Source organism: Bradyrhizobium sp. Pha-3, from assembly GCF_042258325.1.
In the GTDB taxonomy this organism is placed as follows: Bacteria; Pseudomonadota; Alphaproteobacteria; order Rhizobiales; family Xanthobacteraceae; genus Bradyrhizobium; species Bradyrhizobium elkanii.
The window spans coordinates 5,486,731-5,511,104 of record NZ_CP170151.1; the positions used below are offsets into that span (position 1 = coordinate 5,486,731).

General features: G+C 65.0%; 22 protein-coding genes and 1 tRNA gene. 7 read left to right on the forward strand and 16 right to left on the reverse strand.

Annotated elements, in window-relative coordinates:
* Nucleotide 1 precedes the first annotated feature (1 nt).
* The 5 genes from rplK to ACE10X_RS25995 all read right to left on the reverse strand — a co-directional run bounded on the left by rplK (nt 2) and on the right by ACE10X_RS25995 (nt 3,737).
* Nucleotides 2-430 carry a 50S ribosomal protein L11 gene (gene rplK, locus ACE10X_RS25975; RefSeq protein WP_011088164.1) on the reverse strand — a complete coding sequence of 143 codons (429 nt, stop codon included), beginning with the start codon at nt 428-430 and terminating at the stop codon, nt 2-4.
* A 131-nt stretch (nt 431-561) separates the two neighbouring features.
* The gene (gene nusG, locus ACE10X_RS25980; protein ID WP_016840553.1) at nt 562-1,095 is read right to left on the reverse strand and encodes a transcription termination/antitermination protein NusG; all 534 of its coding nucleotides are present in this window, start codon (nt 1,093-1,095) and stop codon (nt 562-564) included.
* Between the two features lie 20 nt (nt 1,096-1,115).
* The gene (gene secE, locus ACE10X_RS25985) at nt 1,116-1,307 is read right to left on the reverse strand and encodes a preprotein translocase subunit SecE (protein ID WP_016840554.1); all 192 of its coding nucleotides are present in this window, start codon (nt 1,305-1,307) and stop codon (nt 1,116-1,118) included.
* 349 nt (nt 1,308-1,656) lie between these two features.
* Nucleotides 1,657-2,991, reverse strand: a complete 1,335-nt coding sequence (locus ACE10X_RS25990; RefSeq protein WP_038383117.1) for an ATP-binding protein — start codon at nt 2,989-2,991, stop codon at nt 1,657-1,659.
* Nucleotides 2,991-3,737: a response regulator gene (locus tag ACE10X_RS25995; protein ID WP_375763040.1), complete on the reverse strand. Its 747-nt coding sequence runs from the start codon at nt 3,735-3,737 to the stop codon at nt 2,991-2,993. The genes ACE10X_RS25990 and ACE10X_RS25995 overlap by 1 nt, the downstream gene beginning before the upstream one ends.
* 204 nt (nt 3,738-3,941) lie before the next feature.
* Here ACE10X_RS25995 and ACE10X_RS26000 point away from each other — a divergent pair, with 204 nt between their 5' ends.
* On the forward strand, nt 3,942-4,850 hold the full coding sequence (locus tag ACE10X_RS26000) for a DUF3313 domain-containing protein (protein ID WP_038383118.1): 909 nt from the start codon (nt 3,942-3,944) through the stop codon (nt 4,848-4,850).
* 5 nt (nt 4,851-4,855) lie between these two features.
* Here the strand turns inward: ACE10X_RS26000 and ACE10X_RS26005 are convergent, their stop codons facing one another.
* Complete coding sequence (locus ACE10X_RS26005) at nt 4,856-6,469, reverse strand: acyl-CoA synthetase (protein ID WP_038383119.1); 1,614 nt, start codon at nt 6,467-6,469, stop codon at nt 4,856-4,858.
* A gap of 60 nt (nt 6,470-6,529) precedes the next feature.
* The gene (locus tag ACE10X_RS26010; protein ID WP_018272155.1) at nt 6,530-7,294 is read right to left on the reverse strand and encodes a FadR/GntR family transcriptional regulator; all 765 of its coding nucleotides are present in this window, start codon (nt 7,292-7,294) and stop codon (nt 6,530-6,532) included.
* 184 nt (nt 7,295-7,478) lie between these two features.
* Between ACE10X_RS26010 and ACE10X_RS26015 the strand changes: the two genes are divergently transcribed.
* On the forward strand, nt 7,479-8,684 hold the full coding sequence (locus tag ACE10X_RS26015) for an ABC transporter substrate-binding protein (protein WP_375763041.1): 1,206 nt from the start codon (nt 7,479-7,481) through the stop codon (nt 8,682-8,684).
* 64 nt (nt 8,685-8,748) lie between these two features.
* On the opposite strand, the gene ACE10X_RS26020 is transcribed toward ACE10X_RS26015, so the two are convergent.
* Nucleotides 8,749-8,824, reverse strand: a tRNA-Trp gene (locus ACE10X_RS26020).
* A 169-nt stretch (nt 8,825-8,993) separates the two neighbouring features.
* On the opposite strand from ACE10X_RS26020, the gene ACE10X_RS26025 reads away from it, so the two are divergent.
* Entirely contained in the window at nt 8,994-10,217 is a 1,224-nt protein-coding gene (locus ACE10X_RS26025; protein ID WP_038383133.1) for a serine hydrolase, read from the forward strand.
* A 174-nt stretch (nt 10,218-10,391) separates the two neighbouring features.
* On the opposite strand, the gene ACE10X_RS26030 is transcribed toward ACE10X_RS26025, so the two are convergent.
* Both ACE10X_RS26030 and ACE10X_RS26035 read right to left on the reverse strand, forming a co-directional pair.
* Entirely contained in the window at nt 10,392-11,159 is a 768-nt protein-coding gene (locus ACE10X_RS26030) for an SDR family NAD(P)-dependent oxidoreductase (RefSeq protein WP_038383134.1), read from the reverse strand.
* A gap of 76 nt (nt 11,160-11,235) precedes the next feature.
* The gene (locus ACE10X_RS26035) at nt 11,236-11,943 is read right to left on the reverse strand and encodes a histidine phosphatase family protein (protein ID WP_038383121.1); all 708 of its coding nucleotides are present in this window, start codon (nt 11,941-11,943) and stop codon (nt 11,236-11,238) included.
* A 139-nt stretch (nt 11,944-12,082) separates the two neighbouring features.
* Here ACE10X_RS26035 and ACE10X_RS26040 point away from each other — a divergent pair, with 139 nt between their 5' ends.
* Both ACE10X_RS26040 and argE read left to right on the forward strand, forming a co-directional pair.
* Nucleotides 12,083-12,868 (forward strand): SDR family NAD(P)-dependent oxidoreductase, encoded by a 786-nt coding sequence (locus ACE10X_RS26040; protein WP_038383122.1) that lies wholly within the window; start codon nt 12,083-12,085, stop codon nt 12,866-12,868.
* Between the two features lie 432 nt (nt 12,869-13,300).
* Nucleotides 13,301-14,470: an acetylornithine deacetylase gene (argE, locus tag ACE10X_RS26045; protein ID WP_038383123.1), complete on the forward strand. Its 1,170-nt coding sequence runs from the start codon at nt 13,301-13,303 to the stop codon at nt 14,468-14,470.
* A 112-nt stretch (nt 14,471-14,582) separates the two neighbouring features.
* On the opposite strand, the gene ACE10X_RS26050 is transcribed toward argE, so the two are convergent.
* From ACE10X_RS26050 to ACE10X_RS26060, 3 genes are all read right to left on the reverse strand, one after another.
* The gene (locus ACE10X_RS26050; protein ID WP_038383124.1) at nt 14,583-15,497 is read right to left on the reverse strand and encodes a DMT family transporter; all 915 of its coding nucleotides are present in this window, start codon (nt 15,495-15,497) and stop codon (nt 14,583-14,585) included.
* Nucleotides 15,498-15,873: 376 nt separating this feature from the next.
* Nucleotides 15,874-16,932, reverse strand: a complete 1,059-nt coding sequence (locus ACE10X_RS26055) for a phosphotransferase family protein (RefSeq protein WP_038383125.1) — start codon at nt 16,930-16,932, stop codon at nt 15,874-15,876.
* Between the two features lie 135 nt (nt 16,933-17,067).
* A complete protein-coding gene (locus tag ACE10X_RS26060) occupies nt 17,068-18,300 on the reverse strand; it encodes an acyl-CoA dehydrogenase family protein (RefSeq protein WP_038383126.1) in 1,233 nt (410 codons plus the stop codon).
* Nucleotides 18,301-18,569: 269 nt separating this feature from the next.
* Here ACE10X_RS26060 and ACE10X_RS26065 point away from each other — a divergent pair, with 269 nt between their 5' ends.
* Nucleotides 18,570-19,259, forward strand: a complete 690-nt coding sequence (locus ACE10X_RS26065; RefSeq protein WP_038383127.1) for a TetR/AcrR family transcriptional regulator — start codon at nt 18,570-18,572, stop codon at nt 19,257-19,259.
* A gap of 29 nt (nt 19,260-19,288) precedes the next feature.
* Here the strand turns inward: ACE10X_RS26065 and ACE10X_RS26070 are convergent, their stop codons facing one another.
* Entirely contained in the window at nt 19,289-19,684 is a 396-nt protein-coding gene (locus tag ACE10X_RS26070) for a RidA family protein (protein WP_028339340.1), read from the reverse strand.
* Between the two features lie 244 nt (nt 19,685-19,928).
* The gene (locus ACE10X_RS26075) at nt 19,929-21,155 is read right to left on the reverse strand and encodes a CaiB/BaiF CoA-transferase family protein (protein ID WP_038383128.1); all 1,227 of its coding nucleotides are present in this window, start codon (nt 21,153-21,155) and stop codon (nt 19,929-19,931) included.
* Nucleotides 21,156-21,427: 272 nt separating this feature from the next.
* On the opposite strand from ACE10X_RS26075, the gene ACE10X_RS26080 reads away from it, so the two are divergent.
* On the forward strand, nt 21,428-21,679 hold the full coding sequence (locus ACE10X_RS26080; protein WP_038383129.1) for a hypothetical protein: 252 nt from the start codon (nt 21,428-21,430) through the stop codon (nt 21,677-21,679).
* A gap of 23 nt (nt 21,680-21,702) precedes the next feature.
* Here ACE10X_RS26080 and ACE10X_RS26085 read toward each other — a convergent pair whose 3' ends face one another.
* Nucleotides 21,703-24,366 (reverse strand): nitrate reductase, encoded by a 2,664-nt coding sequence (locus ACE10X_RS26085; protein ID WP_051002834.1) that lies wholly within the window; start codon nt 24,364-24,366, stop codon nt 21,703-21,705.
* Between the last annotated feature and the right edge of the window lie 8 nt (nt 24,367-24,374).

The window sequence follows — 24,374 nt, forward strand, 5'->3', positions numbered from 1 at the left end:
GTTACCCCGCAACTTCCAGACCCATCGAACGGGCAGAGCCCTCGACCATCTTCATGGCCGATTCGATGGTGTCGCAATTCAAGTCCTTCATCTTCTTCTCGGCGATCTCGCGCACCTGCGCCTTGGTCACCTTGCCGGCCTTGTCACGGCCCGGCGCCTTCGATCCGGACTGGATCTTGGCGGCTTGCTTGAGAAAGTAGGACATCGGAGGGGTCTTCATCTCGAAGGTGAAGGACCGGTCCGCATAGATGGTGATGATCACCGGGATCGGGGTGTTCTTCTCTTCCTTCTGGGTCTGCGCGTTGAACGCTTTGCAGAACTCCATGATGTTGAGACCGCGCTGACCAAGCGCGGGGCCGATCGGGGGCGAAGGATTCGCCGCACCGGCCGGGACCTGAAGCTTCAGGTATCCGGTCACTTTCTTTGCCATTTATCACTCCTGTTGTACCGGACAGGGCCGGCGGTTTCAGGTTCCGTGGTTCGGTCGAAGGGGCTGGCAACCACCTCCTCCCTCCCACGGCCTCTCGACTTGACGCGAGGCATATACCCCGCGCCGTCCGATCAGACCACCTTTTCGACCTGACCGAATTCCAGTTCCACGGGGGTCGCGCGGCCGAAGATCGACACCGCGACCTTCACGCGCGAGCGCGCCTCGTCGATTTCTTCCACCACGCCGGAGAACGAGGCGAACGGGCCGTCGGCCACGCGCACGTTCTCGCCGATTTCGAACGACACCGACGCCTTCGGACGCTCCACGCCCTCCTGCACCTGGTGCAGGATCCGCATCGCTTCCGCTTCCGAGATCGGCATCGGCTTGTTTTCCGCGCCGAGGAAGCCGGTCACCTTCGGGGTGTTCTTGATCAGATGGAACGCCTCGTCGGTCAGCTTCATCTTCACCAGCACATAGCCCGGGAAGAACTTGCGCTCGGCGTCGATCTTGCGGCCGCGGCGCACCTCGGTGACCTTCTCGGTCGGCACCAGCACCTGCTCGAACAGCTCTTCCAGCCCGCGCTGCTTGGCCTGCTCGCGGATCGATTCCGCGACCTTCTTCTCGAAATTCGAATAGGCGTGAACGATGTACCAGCGCTTGTCCATCAATTGAGTTCCCATGCTCATCAGTGGATGCCCAGTATCAGGGTGATGAGATAGCGGATGATCTGATCCGCGGCGAAGAAGAAGATCGAGGCCAGCGCCACCATCACGAACACCATGATGGTAGTGATGGTCGTCTCGCGGCGCGTCGGCCAAGTGACCTTGGCGGTCTCCGAGCGCACTTCCTGCAGGAATTTGAACGGGCTGAAAGCCATCGTGAGATCCGCGTCCGTTACCGGACGATTGCAACGTTTCAAGGAATCCGAACAGCCGACCTTGCGGACCCAGCCCTCGTTTGGAAGGTTGAGCCGATAAACGAGCTCGAATGTTCGGGGAATTAGGCCGCGCCGGATATCCGCCATCAAAGCGGGCCGGCTGCGAGTGCCGCGTATCTACTGCGAGACCGGCCAAACGTCAAGGTCGGCGGGGTCGCGCCCGGCGCCCGCCCGGTTCGGGCAGATCGGGTATTGGTCTCTCCAAATCAAGGGCTTAGCAGGCGCCTTGCGACCCCCTGGCTTCCTGGCGAGATCAGGATCGTTCGTCTCGCCTCGTCTAGGCCAAGGTCTAGGCCAAGCCGGGTCTCGGCGGCAGCAGCATCGATACAAGCAGTCCGCTCGGCTCCCGCAGCCTCAACGCGATGCTGCCGCCATGACGCTTGGCAATATCCTGCGCGATCGACAGCCCCAGCCCGAAGCCCCCCTCCTGCCGCGCGCTGTCGGCCTTGAAGAAGGGCTCGAACACCTTGTCGTGCAGCGCCGGCGGGATGCCCGGACCGTCGTCGGCCACCTCGATCTCGATGTGGCCGGCCTCCCTGAGGCGAAGCGTCACCGCGACCCTACTGCCGTGCTTGACCGCATTCTCCACGATATTGGTGACGGCGCGCGACAGCGCGCGGGGCCGACAGGAATAAGGCAGACGCACCGGCCCAGCATAGGATACCGCGTGGCCCATGTCGGCGAAGTCCGAACAGATGGTCTGCAGGAAGCTCGGCAGGTCGATGAACGACGCCGCCTCCGAGCGGGCATCCTCGCGCAGATACTCCAGGGTCTCATTGATCATACGCGTCATCTTGGCGATATCGCCCAGCATCGCCCGGCGCAGGGTGTCGTCGCCGACGCGCTCGGTACGCAGCCTGAGCCGCGTCAGCGGCGTCCGCAGGTCATGACTGATGGCGGCGAGCATGCGGGTGCGGTCGTCGAGCAGCGCTGCGATACGCGTGCGCATGTCGTTCAGCGCGTCGGCGACCTGGGCGATTTCGAGCGGACCGCGCCGCCGCAACACCTCGGGAGCCCGCGGCGAGCGGCCGAACGAGGTCGCGGCACGCGCGACGTCGGCCAGCGGTGCGATCACCCAACGCACCGCATAGACCGACAGCAGCAGCATGGAGATCAGCACGATGATCCCGCCTCCGGCCACCGGGCGGAGCAAAAAGGACCAGAAGCCGCCCTTGACCGCGACGTCGGCCATCAACGCGTGGCCGTCGTCGAGCTTCACGACCACCTGTGACGACGAGCCTGCCGGATGGCGCAGTTCTTCCAGCAACTCAATGCCAGACTCGGCCGCCAGCTGCCGAAACGCTCTTATGGAAAACGGCCGCGTCTCGCCGACGGTCCGAGGCACGAGTTCGCTCAACGCGACGCGCCTGACGTCGAGACCGCCGCGCCTGGCTGCCGCCAGCAGTTCATCGGCGTCGGCTGGCGTCTTCGTGGAACGCAGAAGCTGCGTGAGCTCCGCGACCCGCCCGGCCAGAAACTTCTGCGTGTCGTTGACTGAGGGAGAATCAAACAGAAAGATCACGGTCGCCGCTGCGAGCGTGATGCCGATCAATTCCGAGAGCGCGACGAGGCTCATGAGTTGCGCGGCGACGCTGCGCGGCATCAGCCGCTGCGCCCATCGCATCAGATCTGCTCGACCGCAGGCGTGAACACGTAGCCGCCGAGCCGCACCGTCTTGATCATCGAGCGGTCCCTCGGATCCGGCTCGATCTTCTGCCTGATGCGGCTGATATGCACATCGACGCTGCGCTCGACCGATGCGATCAGGCCGCCGAAGGCCTGCTCGATCAGCTGCTCGCGCGACAGCACCTGCCCCGGATTGCGGCAGAACGCCAGCAGCAGATCGAACTCGGCACCGGTCAGCGTGATCCGGACGCCGGCGGGGTCATGCAGCTCGCGGGTGGTGGGGTTGATGCGCCATCCGGCGAAGGTCAAGGGGCGCGGCCGGGAGCGCGACGAGGCGCCGCTCTCGACCCTGCGCAGCAGTGCCCGAATACGGGCGACCAGTTCGCGCGAATTGAACGGCTTGGTGACGTAGTCGTCGGCACCGAGCTCGAGGCCGAGGATTCGGTCGATGTCCTCACCGCGCGCGGTGACCATGATGATCGGAATCGAAGACGACATGCGCAGGCGCCGGCAGATGCTCAGCCCATCCTCGCCCGGCAGCATCACGTCGAGTACGACGAGATCAAAACTCTCGCGCTTGAGCAGCGCATCCATCTCCACGGCCGAGCCGACCAGCACCGGTCTGAAGCCGTTGTCCTCAAGCACCTCGGCCAGCATGCGCGCGATATCGGCATCGTCCTCGACGCAGAGGATGCGTGCGTTGGTGACGGGGAAAGCCACGAGGTCATATTCCAGGATTTGCATCACGGCATTTTAGAGGCCTCGGCCCCAAATGCGCAGCGCGCAAATATAGCGTTTTGTTAAGCCTGCACGGCCAAATGTGGCTCAAATAGGTCGCGCGGTTTCGCGAGCTACATCTGACTTAATATCTCTTAATCCCGACCCGGGCGGCCCTGCTCTATCGTGACGTTCGATCGTTCGTGGGGTGAGCGGTCGTTCGAGGGGTCCATGAGAGTCGAATTTCTGCCGGACGCTGCGGCTGATGCGCGGAGCACGGGCCGGGCGTGGCGCAACGGTCAGCCCAATCGCTCATCCCTGCTTGCCGGCGCTGCGGTTGCGATGGTGTTGTTGTCGGGCTGTGCCAGCGCACCGATGACGCGGGGCGGATCACTGGCATCCTACGACAATCTCACGCCGTCCGACGGCGTGCTTGCGAAATCGCTGGTTCGCGTCAACAAGGACGAGGTCCTCGCTGCGAAGACAGTGCGGATCGTACCGACGACCTTCGCGCAGGCGGCGTCGCCGACGCTGTCCCAGGAGCAAAGACACCTGGTGGCCAACGCGATCGATCGTTCGCTGTGCGTCGGCCTGAGCGAGCGGCTTCAGGTCGTCGGTCCCGATCAGCCTGCGGATCTGTCCGTGCACGCGCTTGTCACCCAGGCGGCCCCCACCGACGAGGCCGCAGCAGGCACTTCCAAGGTGGTCAGCTTCCTGCCGAGCGCGCTCGGCGCGGGCGTGCCGGTGCCGGTGCCGCGGTTGCCGGTCGGGCTCGGCAGCCTGACCGTCGAAGCCGAGGTGCGCGATCAGGCCAGCCGCCAGCAGGCGGCGATGATCTGGGCCCGCGGGGCGAATTCGTTCACCAACTCGCCGATGGTCTCGAGCGCCGGTGACGCCTACGATCTCGCCCCTTCCTTCAGCGACGATTTCAGCAAGCTCGTCGTCACCGGCGCGACGCCATTCGGAAAGGCGCCGGAGCTGCCATCGTTCGACAAGATTGGCGCAACGCTCGGCGGCAAGCCGAAATACGCGGCCTGCGAGGCGTTCGGCCGCAGTCCCGGCCTGGTCGGAATGGCCGCCGGCAAGCTCGGCTTGCCGCCGGAATGGTCGGACAAGGCGCCGGCGACAGCTGGCCAATAGACAGCCTAGCCGGCGAAGCTCTTCTGCACCGCCTGGTCGAGCGTGGCGCCGCCGACATAGCGCTGGCGCAGCTCGCGCTTGAGCAGCTTGCCGCTCGGATTCTTCGGCAAGGCATCCACGAAGATGACCTGCTTCGGCACCTTGAAATGGGCCATCGACGCCGCGCAATGCTTGATGACGGCGTCGGCATCGAGGCTCTCACCGACCTTGACCACGACGATCGCGGTCACCGCCTCGATCCAGCGCGGATCGGGCAGCCCGACCACCGCGACCTCCGACACCGCCGGCAGCCGGTAGATCATCTCCTCGACCTCGCGGCTCGCGACATTCTCGCCGCCGCTCTTGATCATGTCCTTCACGCGATCGACGACGCTGATGTAACCGTCGGCATCGACGGTCGCGAGGTCGCCGGAATGAAACCAGCCGCCGGCGAACGCCGCCGCGGTCTTGACCGGATCATTGTAGTAGCCGGACAACAGATGCGGCGAGCGGTGCACGATCTCGCCGACCTCCCCGACCTTGACGTCGGTCATGTCCGGCCTGACCACCCGCGTCTCGACATTGATCGCGGGCTTGCCGGCCGAGCCGGCCTTCGGCAGCTGGTCCTCCGGCGAAAGCACGGTCGCGAGCGGCGCGATCTCGGTCTGGCCGTAGAAATTCCAGAACTTCACCTCGGGCAGCCGGCGCTGCAACTCGAGCAGCACCTCGACCGGCATGATCGAGGCGCCGTAATAGCCCTTGCGCAGGGTCGACAGGTCGGTGCGGTCGAACGCGCCCGAGCGCAGCATCGCGATCCAGATCGTCGGTGGCGCGAAGAACGAATTGATCTTGTGGGCCGCGATCAGCGCCAGGACATTGTCGGGCACCGGCTTGCCGGTGATGAGGCTGGTGGCGCCGAGATAGATCGCGGGCCCCAGGAAGACGTCGAGCTGCGCGCAGTGATAGAGCGGCAGCGCGTGCAGCACCGTGTCGTCGGTCGCCATGCCGCCGTCGATGATGCAGCTGACATACTGCCACATGACGGCTTCATGGGTGAGGATTGCGCCCTTAGGCAGCGACTCCGTGCCGCTGGTGTAGATGATCTGCGCGGGATCGCGGCTGTCGACCGAGACCTCCGGCGCCGACGCGTCGCTGTGCAACAGGCTGTCGAATGTCGTGATGCCGTCGGGCGCGGTGGCCGGATCCTCGCCGGGCAGCCAGATCAAGGTCTCGACCGCCGAGCCCTTGGCGGCCGCAGCGTGCGCCGTCTCCACGAAATCGGGGCCGACCGCGAGCAGCTTGGCGCCGGAATTGGCGAGGATGAAATTGATCTCGTCCGGATTGAGCATGAAGTTGATCGGCACCAGGATGGCGCCGATCCGCGCCACCGCAAAGCGCAGCGCGGCGAAGCCGTGCGAGTTGCGCGACAGCACCGCGACGCGATCGCCCTTCGCAACGCCAAGCGCGAGCAAGCCGCGGCCGAGCCGGTTACAGATCGCGTCCATCTCCGCAAAGCTCCAGCTCACCTTGCCGCAGATCAGCGCGGTCTTGCCGGGGTAGCGCTTCGCCGACCGGCGCAACAGATCGCCGATGCTGTGCTCGCGGGCGCGCTGGATGGTTGCTGCGATGTCTCCGCTCATTAAGTCCCTCCCGAATGTGCTTGTTGTCGTTGTTTTCGTCTTGTCTTGGCCGCGCCGTCCCTATTGCCGCGCGGCGTAAGCGTGTTCCATGTAGGTGTGCTCGACCGAGCGATCGAGCGAGGCTATCTTCTCAAAGCCGCGCCGCCAGTCCTGCAAATGCCGCCGCGTCCACAGCACGCCGGCCTCCTTGTCGCGCCGCTTGATCGCGTCGAGCAGATGATGGTGCGCCTCGACCAGCCGCGCGCCGCCCTCCGGCACGCCGCCCACGATCATTTCGGTGGTCGGAAAGAACAGTTGCGCGGCGGGCTCGCGCGCCAGCTGCAGCACGCGGTTCTGCGAGGCCTTGGCCATTAGCACATGGAATTCCGCATCGAGCTCGGCAAGCGCAGCGGGATTGCCGACGACAGCCGCGCTGCGCTCGAGATTACCGGCAAGCTCGGCGATGTTCTCCTCGGTGGCGCGCTCTACCGCGCCCTCGACGCTTGCGACCTCCAGCGTCATCGAGGTCTCGAACAGTTCGCGGAACGTCACCTCGTGCAGGATCAGCGCACGGGACAGTCGCGTCGCGAGCTTGTTGTAGCGCGGCAGGCAGGCCTGTAACCGGCGGCTGGAATCGCGGCGAATCAGCCCGCCCTCCTCGAGCACGCGAATGCCTTCGCGTACCGTCGAGCGGTTGACGCCGAACTGCGCCACCAGCTGCTGCTCGGTGCCGATCGGCTCGCCCGGCTTGATCCGGCCGTTGATGATCTCGCGTTCGATCGCGTCGGCGACCTTCTGATAGGCCGGCGCGACATCGATACGCCGGAACAGCGGCGTGGTGGGCATCTTCAGCTCCCCCGGATCTCGATTGTCGTTTGTCGGACAAAGGATAGGCGAAGGCCCTTGAGGCGTCAAATGAGCAGTATCTGGCCTGATTGTCGCACCCAGGGAGCTGGAATTGACACCGGAACCGAGCAAATTTAGCTTTGTCGGACAAACTGATAAGAACACCTCGGGGAGGCACACCATCATGAAATCCATCGTCACGAGTCTGTCCGCCGCCGGCCTGATCGCGGCTGTGCTGGCAGGGCCGGCGCTCGCGCAGCAGGCGTCGCTCAAGATCGGCGTGCTCACGGATTTCCAGTCGGTCTATTCGGACATCGGCGGCGCCGGCAATGTCGAGGCCACCAAGATGGCGATCGAGGAGTTCGGCGGGTCGATGTTCGGCAAGCCGATCGAGCTCGTCACCGCCGACGCCCTCAACAAGGCCGACGTCGCCGCCACCATCACCCGCAAATGGTACGAGGCCGAGAATGTCGACATGATCATCGACATGCCGACCTCGGCGACCGCGCTCGCCGGCATGGAGATGTCGAAGCAGTTCGAGAAGATCATGATCGTGACGGATGCGGCGAGCTCCGACATCACCGGCAAGTCCTGCTCGCCCTACACGCTGCACTGGACCTACGACACCTACGCCAACGCCCACACCGTCGGCAGCGCGATCGTGAAGAACGGCGGCGATACCTGGTTCTTCATCACCGCCGACTATCTGTTCGGCCATTCGATCGAGCGCGACACCGGCGACGTGGTCCGCGCCGCCGGCGGCAAGGTGCTCGGCAGCGCGCGACATCCGCTCAACACGCCGGACTTCTCGTCCTTCCTGCTGCAGGCCCAGGCCTCGAAGGCCAAGATCATCGGCATGGCCAATGGCGGCGCCGACACCATCAACACCATCAAGCAGGCCTCCGAATTCGGCATCGTCGCGGGCGGGCAGAACCTCGCCGGCATCGTGATGTTCATCTCTGACATCCACAGCCTCGGGCTGAAGCTCGCGCAGGGCCTGATCATCACCGAGGCCTACTACTGGGATCTCAACGACCGCACCCGCGCCTTCGGCAAGCGCTTCTTCGAGCGCATGAAGCGGATGCCGACGATGAACCAGGCCGCGACCTACAGCGCCACCCTGCACTACCTCAACGCGGTAAAGGCCGCCGGCACCAAGGAGACCAAGCAGGTTTTGGCCAAGATGCGCGCGACCCCGGTCCGCGACGCCTTCACCGACGACGGCGTGGTCCGCGAGGACGGCCGCATGGTGCACTCGATGTTCCTGTTCGAGGTCAAGAAGCCCGAGGAATCGAAGGCGCCGTGGGATTACTACAAGGTGCTCGCCGAAGTCCCCGGCGACCAGGCGTTCCGGCCGCTCAAGGACGGCGGCTGCCCGCTCATCAAGTAGCCAAACATGATCATGGCCGGGGTCCGGGACCTCGGCCAACATCTTCAAATGATTGGGTAAAAGCTGGCAGGAGTGGCAGGGCTCGAACCTGCGACCCCCGGTTTTGGAGACCGGTGCTCTACCAATTGAGCTACACTCCTGCAGGGAACCAGCGTCGCCGCCGGTTCGCGCCGTTTCAAGCACAGGGCATGGCCGGTTTGCAAGGGCGAAGCGGTGAAGCTTCTGTTCATTGCAAAACTTCTGCGCCAGACTTCGGCGATCACCCCACGTCGGCACCTCGCCGCAAGAATCAAGAACCAGGGAGAGACCATGAACGCTCAAACCGCCACCAAGCACGCCGCCAGCTCGACCACCCCGTCCCTCCCCCTCGCCAAGCCCGAATCGATCGGGCTGTCGAGCGCGCGGCTGCAGGCGATGTCCGACACCTTCCGCCGCGAGGTCGACAAGGGAACCGTGCCCGGCGTGACGGTGCTGGTGGCGCGGCGCGGCCAGATCGGCTGGTTCGACGCGATCGGCCGGCAAAGCCCGACTGCCTCGGCGCCAATGACCCATGACACGATCTTCCGCATCTTCTCGATGACCAAGCCGATCGTCTCGGTCGGCATCATGCAGCTGCTGGAGGACGGCCACTTCCTGCTCAACGACCCCGTTGCGAAATTCATCCCCGAATTCGCCGAGACCAAGGTCGGCGTCGAGAACAACGGCAAGCTCGAGTTGGTCGCGGCGAAGCGGCAGATGACGATCCAGGACCTGCTCCGCCACACCTCCGGTCTGACCTACGACCACACCGGCAACGGCCCGGTGCAGCAGCTCTACCAGCAGTCGCGGCTGCGCAGCCGCAAGATTACCAATGCCGAGCACGCCACCATGCTCGCCGGCATGCCGCTGGTCTGCCAGCCCGGCGCCGAATGGAACTACAGCCGCTCCACCGACATCCTCGGCCGCATCATCGAGGTCGTCAGCGGCAAGACGCTCGGCGCGTACCTCACTGAGCGCATCCTCTCGCCGCTGCAGATGACCGAGACCGCCTTCCACACCGGGGAAGCCAATGCCGGCCGCCTCGCCGAGGCGTTTGCCAACGATCCCTGGACCAACGAGAAGGTGCAGCTGTTCAACATGCTGGAGAAGCCGGCGATGGAATCCGGCGGCGGCGGACTGGTCTCGACCACGATGGACTATGCCCGCTTCGCGCAGATGCTGCTGGGTGGCGGCTCGCTCGACGGCACCAGGATCATCGGCCGCAAGACGCTCGAATTCATGGCCTCCGATCACCTCGGCGCCGGCGTCACGATCCAGGGCACGCTGGTGTCGCCCGGCCACAGTTTCGGCCTCGGCTTCGCCGTGCGCATGCAGCAGGGCATCGCGCCGTTCTCCGGCTCGGTCGGCCAGTATTTCTGGAGCGGCATGGCCGGCACGTTCTTCTGGATCGATCCGAGCGAAGACCTGATCGCGGTCTTCATGATGCAGGGCCCGGGCCAGCGCGAATATACCCGCTCGCTGGTGCGCAATGGGGTGTACGCCGCGGTGGAGTGATTGGGACACTCCTCGCTCCGCATCCAAGGCTGTCATCGCCCGGCTTGTCCGGGCGATCCAGTACGCCGCGGCCTCTCGGCTCAAGCACTGCCGTCTCTGGAATACTGGATCACCCGCTTTCGCGGGTGATGACGAGTTAAGTGTGTGGCGCGCTTTGCGCGCCAGTAACGCGCGTCAGCTGATCGTCGCGCCGCCGTCGATCACGATGGTCTGGCCGGTCATGAAGTCGCCGGCGCGCGAGCCCATCATCACGGCGGCGCCCGCGATCTCGTCCGGCACGCCGATCCGCAGCAGCGGCGAGCGCGCGGTCGAGGCCTTCAGATTGTCCGGATTGTCCCACAGCGCCTTCGCGAAGTCGGTCTTGATCAGGCCCGGCGCGATGCAGTTCACACGGATATTGTGCTTGCCGTATTCGCAGGCGAGGTTGCGCGCGAGCTGCATGTCGGCAGCCTTGGAGATCGCGTAGGCGCCGAGGATGGTCGAGCCCTTCAGGCCGCCGATCGAGGACACGATGATGATCGAGCCGTCCTTGCGCTCGATCATCTGCGGCACCACCATCGAGATCAGCCAGTTGTTGGCGACGATGTTGTTGTCGAGGATCTTGCGGAACTGATCGTCGGAGATGCCGGCGAGCGGACCGTAATAAGGATTGGACGCCGCGTTGCAGACCAGCACGTCGATCTTGCCGAAGGCGCGGTTGCTCTCGTCGACGAGGTTCTGCAGGTTTTCCTTCGACGAGATGTTGGCCGCGATCGCAACCGCGGTGCTCTTGCCGTAGCTGTCGTTGATCTCCTTCGCCACCTGCTCGCAGACGTCGGCCTTGCGCGAGGAGATCACGACCTTGGCGCCGTGCTCGGCCATGCGCTCGGCGATCGCGCGTCCGATGCCGCGCGTCGAGCCGGTGATGACGGCGACTTTTCCCTTCATGTCGAACAAGGTCATGTTTCTCTCCCTGATGTTGCGGTGTTCGAATTCTGCGTTGAGCTTAAGCAGCGTCGTGGCGTTGCGATAGCAGCAATCACGCAAGCTTGCTCGCGGGCCTGACTTCAGGCCCGGACGGCTGATGCATCGCGGCGTGGCGCGGATCGGCAATCCACGGCTGCTGGTTCACCATCGGCAGCCGCCAGGTCGGCAGGCCGGCGCTTGCGATATGATCGAGCCGCGTCACCGAGACATTATCGATATCGAACGACAGCCCCCTGTCCGGCTGGCCGCCGAGCGCCAGCCCGACCGCGGCCTTGATCACGCCGCCATGGCCGACGGCGATGATATTCCTGCCCGCTTCCGCGGCGGTGATCCGCACAATGGTGCGGCAGACGCGGGTATAGAGATCCATGTAGCTCTCGCCGCCGGGCGCAGGCTCGTTGACGTCGGCGAACCAGGCCGTGCCCGGCGGACGGCTGGCGAGAAACGCGGCGCGGTTCATGCCCTGCCATTGGCCGAGATGCTGCTCGGCGAAGTCGCGTTCCTGCGTCATGTTTTCCGGCTTTGGAAACCCGGCAGCCCAGATCGCGTCGGCGGTCTTGTGCGTGCGTTTCAAATTGCTCGAATACCAGACCGCATCGCGCGGCAGCATCTTGGCGACCGCCTCGAACACTTCGGTGTCGCCGGTGTCGCAGTCGATATCCTCTTGTCCGTAGATGTTGCCGCCGTCGCTGCGCACCGGCGCGTGGCGAACCCACCACCACCGCGTCACCGTCACGTCAGGCTTGTCTGGATTGGACATCGGATGAGCCCTTCAATAGTGTCCCGTCTCGCTGTACGTCACGCCGCACATCGCCTCAAGTGCTTCGGACGTTTGAAATTTTGTTTGAATTCCGTCGCGCGGCAGACGCGTCGGGGATCATGTGAACAGGGAGAAAATCATGGGCCGCCTCGAAGGCAAATCCGTCATCATCACCGGCGCTGGCAGCGGCATCGGCCGCGCCGCCTCGCTGCTGTTCACCAGGGAAGGCGCCAAGCTGATCGCGGTCGATCGCACCGAGGGCGTGAACGAGACCGCCAAGCTGGTGTGCGACGCCGGCGGCACCGTTGAAGCCGTCACCGCCGATGCCGGCTCGGAGAGCGACGTGAAGGCCTTCATCGAGAAGGCGGTTTCGAAGTACGGCAAGCTCGATGCGATCTGGGCCAATGCCGGCGTCAGCGGCGGTCTCGTCCCGCTCGCCGACCAGACCGTCGAACATTGGCAGGAAGTGCTGCGCGTCAATCTGATCGGCCCGTTCCTCGCGATCAAGCATTCGATCCCGCATATGACGAAGCAAGGTTCCGGTTCGATCGTCTGCACCGCGTCCGTCGCGGGCCTGAAGTCGGGTGCCAGCGGACATCCCTATGGTGCCAGCAAGGCCGGCGTCATTAGCCTGGTGCAGACCACTGCCTACTCGCTCTCCGGCACCGGCGTGCGCATCAATGCGGTGTGTCCGGGCCTGATCGAAACCGGCATGACCAAGCCGGTGTTCGATCGCGCCAAGGAGCGCGGCACCCAGGACAAGATCGGCCAGCTCAATCCGCTCAAGCGCGCCGGCCAGCCGCACGAACTCGCCGCGATGGGATTGTTCCTGGCGAGCGATGAAGCGTCCTACGTCAACGGCCAGGCCATCCCGGTCGACGGCGGCCTCACCGCGTCGATGCCGTATACGGGCAAGCCGATCTAGCGAGGGCGCTCTCCGTTCGCTGGGCCTGCCAGTCCGTGTGACGCGACAACGGCGCCACATATACAACTGTCGTCCCTGCGAAAGCAGGGACCCATACGCCGCGGCGCGTGTTGAGTACGGGACTCGTCGTCGCAGCATCGTTCAACAATCAGCATTTGTGGTTATGGGTCCCTGCCTTCGCAGGGACGACACCGAATATGTGGATGGGAGAGCGCAGCGAAACCCACCATGCTTCCGCGCCGATCAAAGTCGATCGGGTTCGCTGCGCTCTACCCAACCTTGCGCTGACTCATGGCCAGTGCCGCGCAATAACCGCCGGCAACGGTCCGAATATTGCTTGGCCTCGGCAGGCCAACCAGCTGTTATACTTCGCTGGCAGGATCGCCCGCACGCTCGTCATTCCTCGCACAATCCCTCGCAAACGAACAGGCAATGCAAAATCAACGTCCCGACCGCATCCGCAAGCTATTGGCCGACCTCGTCGGCTTCGACACCGTCAGCGACCGCAGCAATCTGCCTCTGATCGACTACATCGAGCGTTACCTCGCCTCGCTTGGCCTCACGGGGCAACGCATCGTCGATGAGATCGGACAGAAGTCCTCGTTGTGGGTCACGGTCGGCCCCGAGGACAAGGCCGGGCTGGTGCTGTCGGGGCATACCGACGTCGTGCCGGTTGTGGGACAGGATTGGAGCCACAACCCGTTCGAGCTCGTCGAGCGCAATGGCCGGCTCTACGGCCGCGGCACCACCGACATGAAAGGCTTTGTCGCCGTCTGCCTCGCGATGGTTCCCGAGATGCTCGCGGCCGATCTGAAGACGCCGATCAATCTTGCCATCTCCTATGACGAGGAGATCGGTTGCGTCGGCGTGCGGCCGATGCTGCGCGAGGTCGCGCGCAGGCCGATCAAGCCGCTCGGCTGTTTCGTCGGCGAGCCGACCCAGATGCAGGTGATCATCGGGCACAAGGGCAAGCACGGCGTGCGCGCCACGTTCCGCGGGCTCGCCCGCCACTCCTCGATCGCGCCCGACGGCGTCAACGCCATCGAATATGCCGCCGACCTCATCACCGAAATCCGCCGCCGCGCCGCGTTGCTGGCCGCGGATGCCGAACAAGGCAGCCTCTACGATGTCCCGCACTCGACCCTGCTCACCAGCATCGTGCATGGCGGCGTCGCGCTGAATATCGTGCCCGACAGTTGCGTGGTGGAATTCGAATGCCGCGGCATCGGCATCACCGAGTCGAGAGAAGTGACCGATGCGATCATCGCCTGGGCGAAGGCCGAGATCGAGCCGGCGATGCGCAAGCGGCACCCCGACTGCGGCATCGACTTCGAGGAAATCCTCGACTACCCCGCGCTCGACACCGCCGCCGACGCTGCGATCGTCACGCTCGCCAAGCAATTTGCCGGCCGCAACGACCACGCCAAGGTCGCCTTCGGCACCGAGGCCAGCCTGTTCGTCAGCATGGCGGATGTGCCCTCCGTCGTGGTTGGCCCCGGCTCGATCGCACAGGCGCATACGCCGGATGAGTTCGTCGAGATGTCGCAGCTCGAGGCCTGCGGCGCATTCGTCGCGCGGCTGATCGCACATTGCGCGAAGTGATTTGCAAATGACTGCGTAGGATGGGTAGAGCGAAGCGAAACCCATCACCTCGTATCCGCGGCGCCATGATGGGTATCGCTGCGCTCCACCCATCCTACGGATCACGGATGCCTCACAAACCGTCCGGCGGCAATCCCGGTCCGGTCGCGGCGGGGCGGAGCTTGTCGCGCTTGCGCTCGCGATAGAAGGCATAGAGGCCGGAGGCGACGATAATCGCAGCGCCTGCGAGCATTGGACCGTCGGGCTTGTGGCCGAAGGCGAGATAGCCTGTCAGCATCGCCCATGGCAGCGCGGTGTAGCGGAACGGCGCCACCGCCGAGATATCGCCTGTGCGCAGCGACACGATGATGCACTGGTAACCGATCAGGATCAGCACCGCGGCGAATGTGAGCAGGCCGAGCGCATTGCCGGACGGCGGCCGCCAGCCGCCGAGCGGGACAAGGACGACAGCACCCGCCGTCGTCACGGTCACGGTGGTGAGCAGCGTGATGAACACGGTCGGCAAGTGCTTCGGGATGCGGCGGGTGGCGAGATCGCGTACCGCGCAGAAGCCGACCGACGCCAGCGCCAGCAGCGCAGCCTGGCTAAAGCCTTCCGCACCGGGCCGAACGATGACCAGCACGCCGATGAAGCCGGCGGCGATCGCCAGCCATCGCCGCCAGCCGACCGGCTCGCCGAACACCAGCGCCGCGCCGAGCGTGATGACCAGCGGCAGCGCCTGGAAGATCGCCGAGGCGTTGGCGAGCGGGATCTGCGAGATCGCCGAGAGATAGGTCAGCGTGCCGCCGATCTCGCCAAGGACGCGCAACCCGACCGGCCAGATCAGCAACGCGCCAAAACTGCGCAACGCGTCGCGGTACCAGGCGAGCGCCGCCACCAGCACCATCGCGACCAGGCCGCGGTTGAGCAGGATCTCCCCGATGTTGAGCTCCACCGACACCGCCTTGGTGATGGTGTCGTTGACCGTGAAGCTGGCCATGGCCGCAGCCATGAACAGGCTGCCGCGAAGGTTAGAGGAAAGGGTCAAAATGAAGATGTCCGATCAGGACCAGGGCGGGCGTTGACCGGACTGACTTGCCAAAGCGGCAGCGCGAACTCAAGTCACAGATGGCTACAATGCGGAAACATGCCGCACCTGCAGCGGCGGCGCGAACTCCGAAAGATCGCTCCGGCCTTGTGCTCCCTCGCCCCGCTCTTGCGGGGTCGAGACGAGCGCAGCTCGCTCTTAGAGGGTTGGGGTGAGGGGCCATCTCGGCAACCCCGGTGACAGATGAACTCGCGGAGAGTCCCCCTCACCCGGATCGCATTTCGCTTCGCTGCATGCGTTCCGACCTCTCCCCGCAGGCGGGGCGAGGTGAACGCAAAGCGGCGCGAACCCTATGGGATCGCGCCGCGTTCCTGGATCAGGTTGCGCCGGCCTTCTGCGCGTATTCCCATGACGCCTGCGACAGCGGCACGGTGCGCTTGGCCGACTCGAGGGCCTTGGCATTCGACGCGGTGCCGTCGCGGACCCGCCCCGCGATCCCCTGCGTGATTCCCGCTAGGCGGAACAGATTGTAGGAGAAATACCAGTTCAGATCCGGCACCGGGATGCCGGTCACTTCGCAGTAAATCTGCGCCGCCTCATCCTGGCTCGGAATGTTCAATGCCTTGAGGTCGGCATTGACGAGGCCCGGCATGGTCCACTGCATCAGCAGATAGGTGAAGTCGGCCATGGGATCGCCGAGCGTCGACAATTCCCAGTCGAGCACCGCCTGCACCCGCGGCTCGGTGGCGTGGAAGATCATGTTGTCAAGGCGATAGTCGCCATGCACGATCGAGACGCGCTTCTGCTCCGGAACGGTTTTCGGCAGCCACTCGGCGAGCTTCTCGAATTCGGGAATGTGCTGCGTTTCGGAGGCGCGGTACTGCTTGGTCCAGCGATCGACCTGTCGCGCAAAATAATTGCCGGGCTTGCCGAAATCGCCGAGGCCGATCGCCTCGGGATTGAACAGATGAAGCTTGGCCAGCGTCTCGATCTTGCTGGCGAAGATCTTCCGGCGCGCGTCGGGCTCCTGGGTCGGCAGCGTCGGATCCCAGAACACCCGCCCCTCTTCCATCGACATGATGTAGAAGGCCGAGCCGATCACCGCGTCGTCGGTGCACAGCGCGTAGGCTTTCGCGACCGGGAAATTCTGCTTGCCGAGCGCCGCGATCACGCGGAACTCGCGATCGACCGCATGCGCCGACGGCAACAATTTACCGAACGGCTTGCGCCGCATCACGTAGTTGCGGCCGGGGGTCTCAAGCTTGTAGGTCGGGTTGGACTGGCCACCCTTGAACTGCAGGACCGTAAGAGGGCCCTGATAACCCTCGACGTGTTCCCTCATCCAGGCGTCGAGATTGGCCTCGTTGATACGATGGCGCTCCTCGACTTCCCTTGTGCCGGAAAATTCTTCGTCTTTCCTGACGCCGTCCGCCACGATGACGCTCCCTCAACTCGATTTTTCAAGGAGCACGTCGGGGCGCTCCCTCAATCAGGCTGGCACGCCAGCCTGATCTCTCTTTTTCATTCTGAGCACGTTGTGCGCGCGAACGCCATGCGTTCCGCATCATGCTCAGTGCGACGTGTTTGCATACTTCCGAAGTTCAAGTCTGGCAATGGCGCGATTGTGCACCTCGTCCGGACCGTCGGCGAGACGGAGCGTGCGGATGTGGGCATAGGCGCGGGCGAGGCCTGCGTCGTCGGAGACGCCGCCGCCGCCATAGGCCTGGATCGCCTGGTCGATGATCTTCAGCGCCATGTTGGGAGCCGCGACCTTGATCATCGCGATCTCGGCCTGCGCGGTCTTGTTGCCGACCTTGTCCATCATGTCGGCGGCCTTGAGGCACAGCAGACGGTTCATCTCGATGTCGGTGCGGGCGTCGCCGATGCGCTGCTCCCAGACCGAATGCTCGATGATCTTCTTGCCGAACGCGGTGCGCGAGGCGAGCCGCTTCACCATCTTCTCCAGCGCCTCCTCGGCCTGGCCGATGGTGCGCATGCAGTGATGGATGCGGCCCGGACCGAGACGGCCCTGCGCGATCTCGAAGCCGCGGCCTTCGCCGAGCAGGATGTTTTCCTTCGGCACGCGCACGTTCTCGAGCAGCACCTGGGCGTGGCCGTGCGGCGCATCGTCGAAGCCGAACACCGGCAGCATCTTCTCGACCTTGATGCCGGGAGTGTCGAGCGGCACCAGGATCTGCGACTGCTGCTGATGCTTGGCGGCGTTGAAGTCGGTCTTGCCCATCAGGATCGCGATCTTGCAGCGGGGATCGCCGACGCCCGACGACCACCATTTGCGGCCGTTGATGACGTAGTGATCGCCGTCCTTCTCGATGCGGGTCTCGATGTTGGTGGCGTCGGAGGAAGCGACCGCCGGCTCGGTCATCAGGAAGGCGGAGCGGATCTCGCCGTCCATCAGCGGGCGCAGCCATTTGCGCTTCTGCTCCTTGGTGCCGTAGCGGATGAACACTTCCATGTTGCCGGTATCGGGGGCGGAGCAGTTGAACACTTCGGACGCCCAGGAGATGCGACCCATCTCTTCCGACAGCAGCGCGTATTCGAGATTGGTCAATCCCGCGCCATGGAATTCATCGTCCTCATGCGAGGACGGCGGCATGAACATGTTCCAGAGGCCTTCGGCCTTCGCCTTCTTCTTCAGATCCTCGAGGATCGGGATCACCTTCCAGCGCGGCCCTTCGGCGTCCTGCTTGTCGTAGATCGGCACGGCGGGGCGAACATGCGTTTTCATGAAAGCCTGAACGCGCTCGAGCCATTCCTTCTGCTTGGGCGACATCGTGAAATCCATGGGACGCTCCTCGTTTCCTAGACTTGGGCCGCTGACCTGGGCGGATGACCTGGGCCGTAGCCATTTGTCGACATTGTTGTCCCCGCCTCCGCGGCTCGCAAGGGCGTTCGCGGAAGGGCGGCGGCGGTGTGCCAGAAGACCGCCCGCAATGCGCGGATTGACATTTCCGGCTCTTCAAACGATAGTTTCATACAAATGTTTGAAATGCAACTCCCTGTCGTCTTCGTCATTCCCCGGCGTACCGCGGAATAACGGAAAGGCTCCCAGCCATGGCCAGCGACCAGACCCGATCCGCCATTCTCGCCGCCGCCGAACGGCTCTATGCCGACCGCGGCTTCGGCGACGTCACGCTGCGCGACATCGTCGCGGAGGCGAACGTCAACCTCGCGGCGGTGAACTATCATTTCGGCTCCAAGGACGAATTGATCGCGGAGCTGTTCGTCACCCGCAGCATCCAGACCAACCGCGAGCGCCTCAACGAACTGCGCGCGGCGGAGGAAAAAGGCGGCGGCCGCGCCGCGATCGAGGACATCATGCGCGCCCTCGTCGGCCCCACCCTGCGCGGCTGCCTCGGGCCGGATCGCGAGGGCTCGACCGCGGCGCGCTTCATGATCCGCGCCTCGATCGAATCCGTGCCGCCGATCCGCCGCATCAAGAATCGCGAGGTCGATCACCTGCGCAAGTTCGCCGCCGCGATGCGCCGCGCGATGCCGGCCAGCAGCGACACCGAGCTCTATTGGGGCCTGCACTTCGCGCTCGCGATGGCGCATCACACCATCCGCGAGAAGGAACGCCTGCTGCGGCTGTCGGAAGGCAAATGCGACCTCGACGACGCCCGCGCCATCATCGATCGCGTGGTCACGGTCTCGGTGATGGCGCTGACGATGGGCGACGTGCCGAGCAGGCCGGCCGCGCGGCCGGTCGCGATGCACGGTCGGCTGACGCGCCAGGATCTATGAAGCGAGGGCGCTGCTGCGGCGCCTTGCGCTTACACCATCGCGATACAGTCGATCTCGACGTCGAACGGGCCGGTCCATTCCGGGATGCAAACGAAGATCCGCGCCGGCGGCTGGTGCGGGAAGTACCTTGCGTAGACCGCATTGAAGGTTGTGAAGTGCTTTGCCGAGGTGCAGAACACGTTGCACTTCATCACATTGTCGAGCGTAGCGCCGGCCGCCTCGAGGCATTGCTTGAGCTGCTCCATGACCAGCTCGCTTTGCCGCTCCATCGACGCGCCGGCGGCGAACTCGCCGGTCGCGGGATCGAACGGCGGCAGGCCGGAGACGAACACCATGTTGCCGGCCCGGGTCACCGGCGATGCCGGCGCTTTCCAGCGCTCCAGCCAGCTCGAGATCGGCTCGACGCGGACCACTTCCCGTTTCATGACTGGCACCTTCGATGAGGGATCGATGGCGCCAACCTAGCAGGTGGATGTCAATGATGCTTCGATACCGGTCGAAGTGTTGTCGCACGGGGCTTCACTGTCTAACCGTCATCGTGAGGAGGCCGCGCAGCGGCCGTCTCGAAGGATCGACGGCCACCAGCCGGGCCGTTCATCCTTCGAGACGCGGCCAAGTGGCCGCTCCTCAGGATGACGGAACGGTGGCCCGCGGCCTCGAAGTCAGCGCCTACAATATCCCCTGCGCCTTCAGCCCCTCGACCTTGGCATCGTCGTAGCCGATGGTCGCCAGCACGTCCTTGGTGTCGGCCCCTAACAGCGGCGGGGCGCGGTATTCGGTGATCGGCGTGCCCGAGAAGGTCAGCGCGTTCCGGATCAGCGACAGGTTCGGCTCGAACGGATGATCGACCTTGACCCGCATGCCGCGCGACTGCACGTGCGGATCGCTGAACACCTGCTCGAAATTGTTGATCGGGCCCGACGGCACGCCGGCCTCCTCGAGCTTCTCCAGCCAGTAGGCCACCGGATGCTTCAGGAACAGCCCGGCGAAGATCGCCATGATCTCCTTGCCGTGCACGACGCGATCGTTGTTCTTGACGAAGCGCTTGTCGTTCGCGAGCTCGGGCTCGCCGAGCACGGCGCAGGTGCGCTGGAACTGGCCGTCATTGCCGACCACCAGCATCAGCTCGCCGTCGGTGCAGCGAAACACGCCGGCCGGCATGCCGCCATTGCCCCAGGTGCCGCGGCGCGGCGGGGTCTTGCCATTGACGAGGTATATCTGCAGCCAGTGCGACAGCGACGCGATCACGGTGTCGAACAGGCAGACGTCGATATGCTGCCCTTCCCCGTTGTTGGCGTCGCGATGGTAGAGCGCCGAGAGGATGCCGATCGAGGTGTTCATGCCGGTCATGTAGTCGACGATCGAGGGGCCGACCTTCATCGGGCCCTCGCCGGGCTCGCCGTCGATATGGCCGGTGACGCTCATCAGCCCGCCCATCGCCTGCAGGATCGCGTCATAGCCGGCGCGCGGCGCGTAAGGTCCGGTCTGGCCGAAACCCGTCACCGAGCAATAGATGATGCCGGGGTTGAGCTGCTTGATGGTCTCGTAGTCGAGGCCGTAGCGCTTGAGGTCGCCGACCTTGTAGTTCTCCATCATCACGTCGGCCGTCTTGGCGAGCTCGCGGATGATCGCCTGCCCTTCCGGCTTGGCGATGTTGACGGTGACCGACTTCTTGTTGCGGTTGGCGCAGAGATAGAACGAGTTGTTGTTGTTCTGCTTGCCTTCGGGGTCGGCGAGATAGGGCGGGCCGAAGGCGCGGGCGTCGTCGCCGCCGCCGGGCCGCTCGATCTTGATCACCTCGGCGCCGAGATCCGCCAGCATCTGGGCCGACAGCGGGCCCGCGAGCACCCGCGTCAGGTCGAGAATCTTGATGCCCGAGAGTGGCAGAGCCGACATGAACGTTCCTCCAAAATCTTGCGATATCTTGATTGTGTCGCGCTGGGCCGCTGCCCGCGCGCGCTCAAGCCTGCCGATACACCATTTTGGTGTGACGAGCACTGCATTGTCGGCATGAAGCCATCCCCGGGCGGCCTATGTGCGGCGCACCGGCGGTATTTGGCCGGAACCCGCCGGCCCCTGCCCCGATTGCCGCCACGCGAAATTGTGAAGATGGCCGACACCGATTTGCCGCAGCGTCAGCGGTATTTTGCCGCGACGAGGAGGAAAACATGCGGACGATCACGACGGTCGGGTTGCTGCTGACGCTGCTTGCGGCCGCGATGCCGCCGGTGGACGCGCGCGGCGGCCACGGCCATGGCGGCGGGCACGCGATGCATGGCATGCACGTGGGCGGCGCCACTGGCGCCGGCGGTTTTGCCGACGACAAGCGCCACGGCAACGATACCTTTACCAAGGCAGCTTCGGATGAGGAGGACCGCCTGCTCAACAGCAAGCTGAAGAGCATCTGCCGCGGCTGCTAGGACGCGGACATCGAGCGGATAGCTCAGGACGCGATCGCCTGCCGCGGCTGCGCGGTGGCGCCGATCAGCTTGCCGATCTCGGGCTTGCAACCGCCGCAATTGGTGCCGGCCTTCAGGCAGCGGCCGATCGCATCGACGCTGTCGGCGCCCTTTTTGATCTCGGCGGTGATCTGGTGCCGTCCGACGCTGAAGCAGGAGCAGACAATCGGGCCGACATCCTCGCCCGCGCCGAACGGCCGTCCGGCCAGCAGCGACATCCGCGCATTGGCCGACAATTGCTGTTCGGCGAACAGCCCGGTCAACCAGGCCCGCGATGGCAGCGTGTGATCGGGCGCGATGAACACGCAGCCCTCAAGCCGGCCGTCGCGCACCGCCGCGTAGCGGAAGCGGCCCGCCGCCGGATCGCGATAGGCGATCCATTCGATCTCGACACCTTCGAGGCCGAGCTGCGCCCGCGCCCAGTCGCGCCAGCTCTCCGGGCGAGTGTCGAGCGCAAGTTCGAGCCGCGTGCAATCGCCGGCCTTGCCGTAAACCCAATAGCCGCTTGCCGGACGTCTGATCGCGTCGCGGCTCAGGATGAAGGCGTGCCATTTCGGCGCGTAAGGATCGGCCTTGACCGGCGTGTGCTTGGACTCCGGCTGACCGGACAGCGGATCCGTCGCCGGATTGACCAGTGCGTTGACGCGGCCCTCGCCGGCGAACTCCGCGTTCCAGTGCATCGGCACGAACACGCAGCCGCGGCGCTGGTCGGCGCTGACCACGACGCGCGCGATCATCTCGCCCCAGCTGCTGGTCAGCCGCACCAGCCCTTCGTTTTGCAGTCCGGCCTGCCGCGCGTCCTCGGGGTGGAACTCGGCATAGGGCTCGAAGACATGCGCCATCAATCGTCCGGTTTTTCCGGTCCGGGTCATGGTGTGCCACTGATCGCGCACGCGGCCGGTGTTGAGCACCAGCGGAAAGTCGCGGCTGGTCGCGTTGCGCGCCGCGCGCGGCGCCACCGGCACGAAGCGCGCCTTGCGGTCCGGCGTGAAGAATTGCTGGCTCTCGAACATCCGCGGCGTGCCGGCCGGATGGTCCGCCGTCACCGGCCACTGCACCGGCACCAGCGCGTCGTAGGCGTCATCATCCAGCGTCGCCAGCGCCGAGATGTCGAAATCGCGCTTGCCGTCATTCTCGAAGCCCGACAGTTCGGCGTGCTCGCGGAACACTTCGGCCACCGACGCATAATCGAAGCCGGAATATCCCATCCGGGCGGCGACGTCGCAGATGATGCGCCAGTCGGCGCGCGCCTCGCCCGGAGCTGCGAGAAACGGCCGCTGCCGCGAGATCCGGCGCTCGGAATTGGTGACGGTGCCGTCCTTCTCGCCCCACGCCAGCGCCGGCAGCAGCACGTCGGCATGGCGCGTGGTGTCGGTGTCGCGCATGCAATCCGTCACCACGACGAGCTCGCAGGCCTCGAGCGCGGCGCGGGCGCGATCAGCATCGGGCAGGCTCACCACCGGATTGGTCGAGATGATCCACACCGCCTTGATGCGGCCGTCGGCGATCGCGTCGAACATGTCGACCGCCTTCAGCCCGGCCTTCTCTGCGATGACGGGCGCGCGCCAGAACCGCTGCACCAGCGCGCGGTGCGCGGGATTCTCGATCTCCATATGCGCGGCGAGCTGGTTGGCGAGCCCGCCGACCTCGCGGCCACCCATCGCGTTGGGCTGCCCGGTCAGCGAGAACGGCCCCATGCCGGGCCGGCCGATGCGCCCGGTCAACAGATGGCAATTGATGATGGCGTTGACCTTGTCGACGCCGCTCGACGACTGGTTGATGCCTTGCGAATACAGCGTGACGACGCGCTCGGTCCGCGTGAACCAGTCGAAGAACAGCCCGACCGCGCCTTCGGTCAGGCCGCAGGTCGCCGCGGTCTGCGCCACGGTCTGGCCGCCGACCTGCTTGAGCGCGTCAACGACACCCGTCGTGCAATTGCCGACAAAGCCGCGGTCGACCGCGTTACTGCCGGCAAGAAAGGCGAACAGCCCGTTGAACAGCACGGAGTCGCTGCCCGAGCGCAGCGGCAGATGCAGATCGGCGCCCTCGCAGGTCGCGGTGCGGCGCGGATCGATCACCACGATCTTGCAGGCCGGGTTCTTCTCCTTCGCCGCCAGCATGCGCTGGTGCAGGATCGGATGGCACCAGGCGGCGTTGGAGCCGACCAGCACGAGAAGGTCCGCCTGCTCGAGATCCTCATAGCAGCCCGGCACGGTGTCGCTGCCGAAGGCGCGCTTGTGCCCGGCGACGCTGGAGGCCATGCACAGCCGCGAATTGGTGTCGATATTGGCGGTGCCGACGAAGCCCTTGGCGAGCTTGTTGATGACGTAATAGTCCTCGGTCAGCAGCTGGCCGGAGACATAGAACGCGACCGCGTCCGGGCCGTGCTCACGAATAATGCGATTAAAGCCATCGGCGACGCGATCGAGCGCGTCGTCCCACCCTGCCGGCGCGCCGTCCACCATCGGCTCGAGCAGACGCCCGTCGAGATCGATGGTCTCGGCAAGCGCCGAGCCCTTGCTGCAGAGCCGGCCGAAATTGGCCGGGTGCTGCTTGTCTCCGGCGACGGTGACGGCACCCGCCGCGTCCTTCGACGCGATGACGCCACAGCCGACACCGCAATAGGGACACGTGGTCTTGACGGACATTGCCTGAC

Excerpts from the sequence above, each read along its gene's own strand:
- nusG (WP_016840553.1), bottom strand. The coding sequence starts at position 1,095 with ATGGACAAGCGCTGGTACATCGTTCACGCCTATTCGAATTTCGAGAAG.
- ACE10X_RS26025 (WP_038383133.1), top strand. The coding sequence starts at position 8,994 with ATGAACGCTCAAACCGCCACCAAGCACGCCGCCAGCTCGACCACCCCG.
- ACE10X_RS26035 (WP_038383121.1), bottom strand. The coding sequence starts at position 11,943 with ATGTCCAATCCAGACAAGCCTGACGTGACGGTGACGCGGTGGTGGTGG.
- ACE10X_RS26065 (WP_038383127.1), top strand. The coding sequence starts at position 18,570 with ATGGCCAGCGACCAGACCCGATCCGCCATTCTCGCCGCCGCCGAACGG.
- ACE10X_RS26030 (WP_038383134.1), bottom strand. The coding sequence starts at position 11,159 with ATGACCTTGTTCGACATGAAGGGAAAAGTCGCCGTCATCACCGGCTCG.
- ACE10X_RS26075 (WP_038383128.1), bottom strand. The coding sequence starts at position 21,155 with ATGTCGGCTCTGCCACTCTCGGGCATCAAGATTCTCGACCTGACGCGG.
- ACE10X_RS26000 (WP_038383118.1), top strand. The coding sequence starts at position 3,942 with ATGAGAGTCGAATTTCTGCCGGACGCTGCGGCTGATGCGCGGAGCACG.
- ACE10X_RS26040 (WP_038383122.1), top strand. The coding sequence starts at position 12,083 with ATGGGCCGCCTCGAAGGCAAATCCGTCATCATCACCGGCGCTGGCAGC.
- ACE10X_RS26015 (WP_375763041.1), top strand. The coding sequence starts at position 7,479 with ATGAAATCCATCGTCACGAGTCTGTCCGCCGCCGGCCTGATCGCGGCT.
- argE (WP_038383123.1), top strand. The coding sequence starts at position 13,301 with ATGCAAAATCAACGTCCCGACCGCATCCGCAAGCTATTGGCCGACCTC.
- ACE10X_RS26060 (WP_038383126.1), bottom strand. The coding sequence starts at position 18,300 with ATGGATTTCACGATGTCGCCCAAGCAGAAGGAATGGCTCGAGCGCGTT.
- rplK (WP_011088164.1), bottom strand. The coding sequence starts at position 430 with ATGGCAAAGAAAGTGACCGGATACCTGAAGCTTCAGGTCCCGGCCGGT.
- ACE10X_RS26085 (WP_051002834.1), bottom strand. The coding sequence starts at position 24,366 with ATGTCCGTCAAGACCACGTGTCCCTATTGCGGTGTCGGCTGTGGCGTC.
- ACE10X_RS26010 (WP_018272155.1), bottom strand. The coding sequence starts at position 7,294 with ATGCCCACCACGCCGCTGTTCCGGCGTATCGATGTCGCGCCGGCCTAT.
- ACE10X_RS25995 (WP_375763040.1), bottom strand. The coding sequence starts at position 3,737 with ATGCAAATCCTGGAATATGACCTCGTGGCTTTCCCCGTCACCAACGCA.
- secE (WP_016840554.1), bottom strand. The coding sequence starts at position 1,307 with ATGGCTTTCAGCCCGTTCAAATTCCTGCAGGAAGTGCGCTCGGAGACC.
- ACE10X_RS26070 (WP_028339340.1), bottom strand. The coding sequence starts at position 19,684 with ATGAAACGGGAAGTGGTCCGCGTCGAGCCGATCTCGAGCTGGCTGGAG.
- ACE10X_RS25990 (WP_038383117.1), bottom strand. The coding sequence starts at position 2,991 with ATGCGATGGGCGCAGCGGCTGATGCCGCGCAGCGTCGCCGCGCAACTC.
- ACE10X_RS26080 (WP_038383129.1), top strand. The coding sequence starts at position 21,428 with ATGCGGACGATCACGACGGTCGGGTTGCTGCTGACGCTGCTTGCGGCC.
- ACE10X_RS26005 (WP_038383119.1), bottom strand. The coding sequence starts at position 6,469 with ATGAGCGGAGACATCGCAGCAACCATCCAGCGCGCCCGCGAGCACAGC.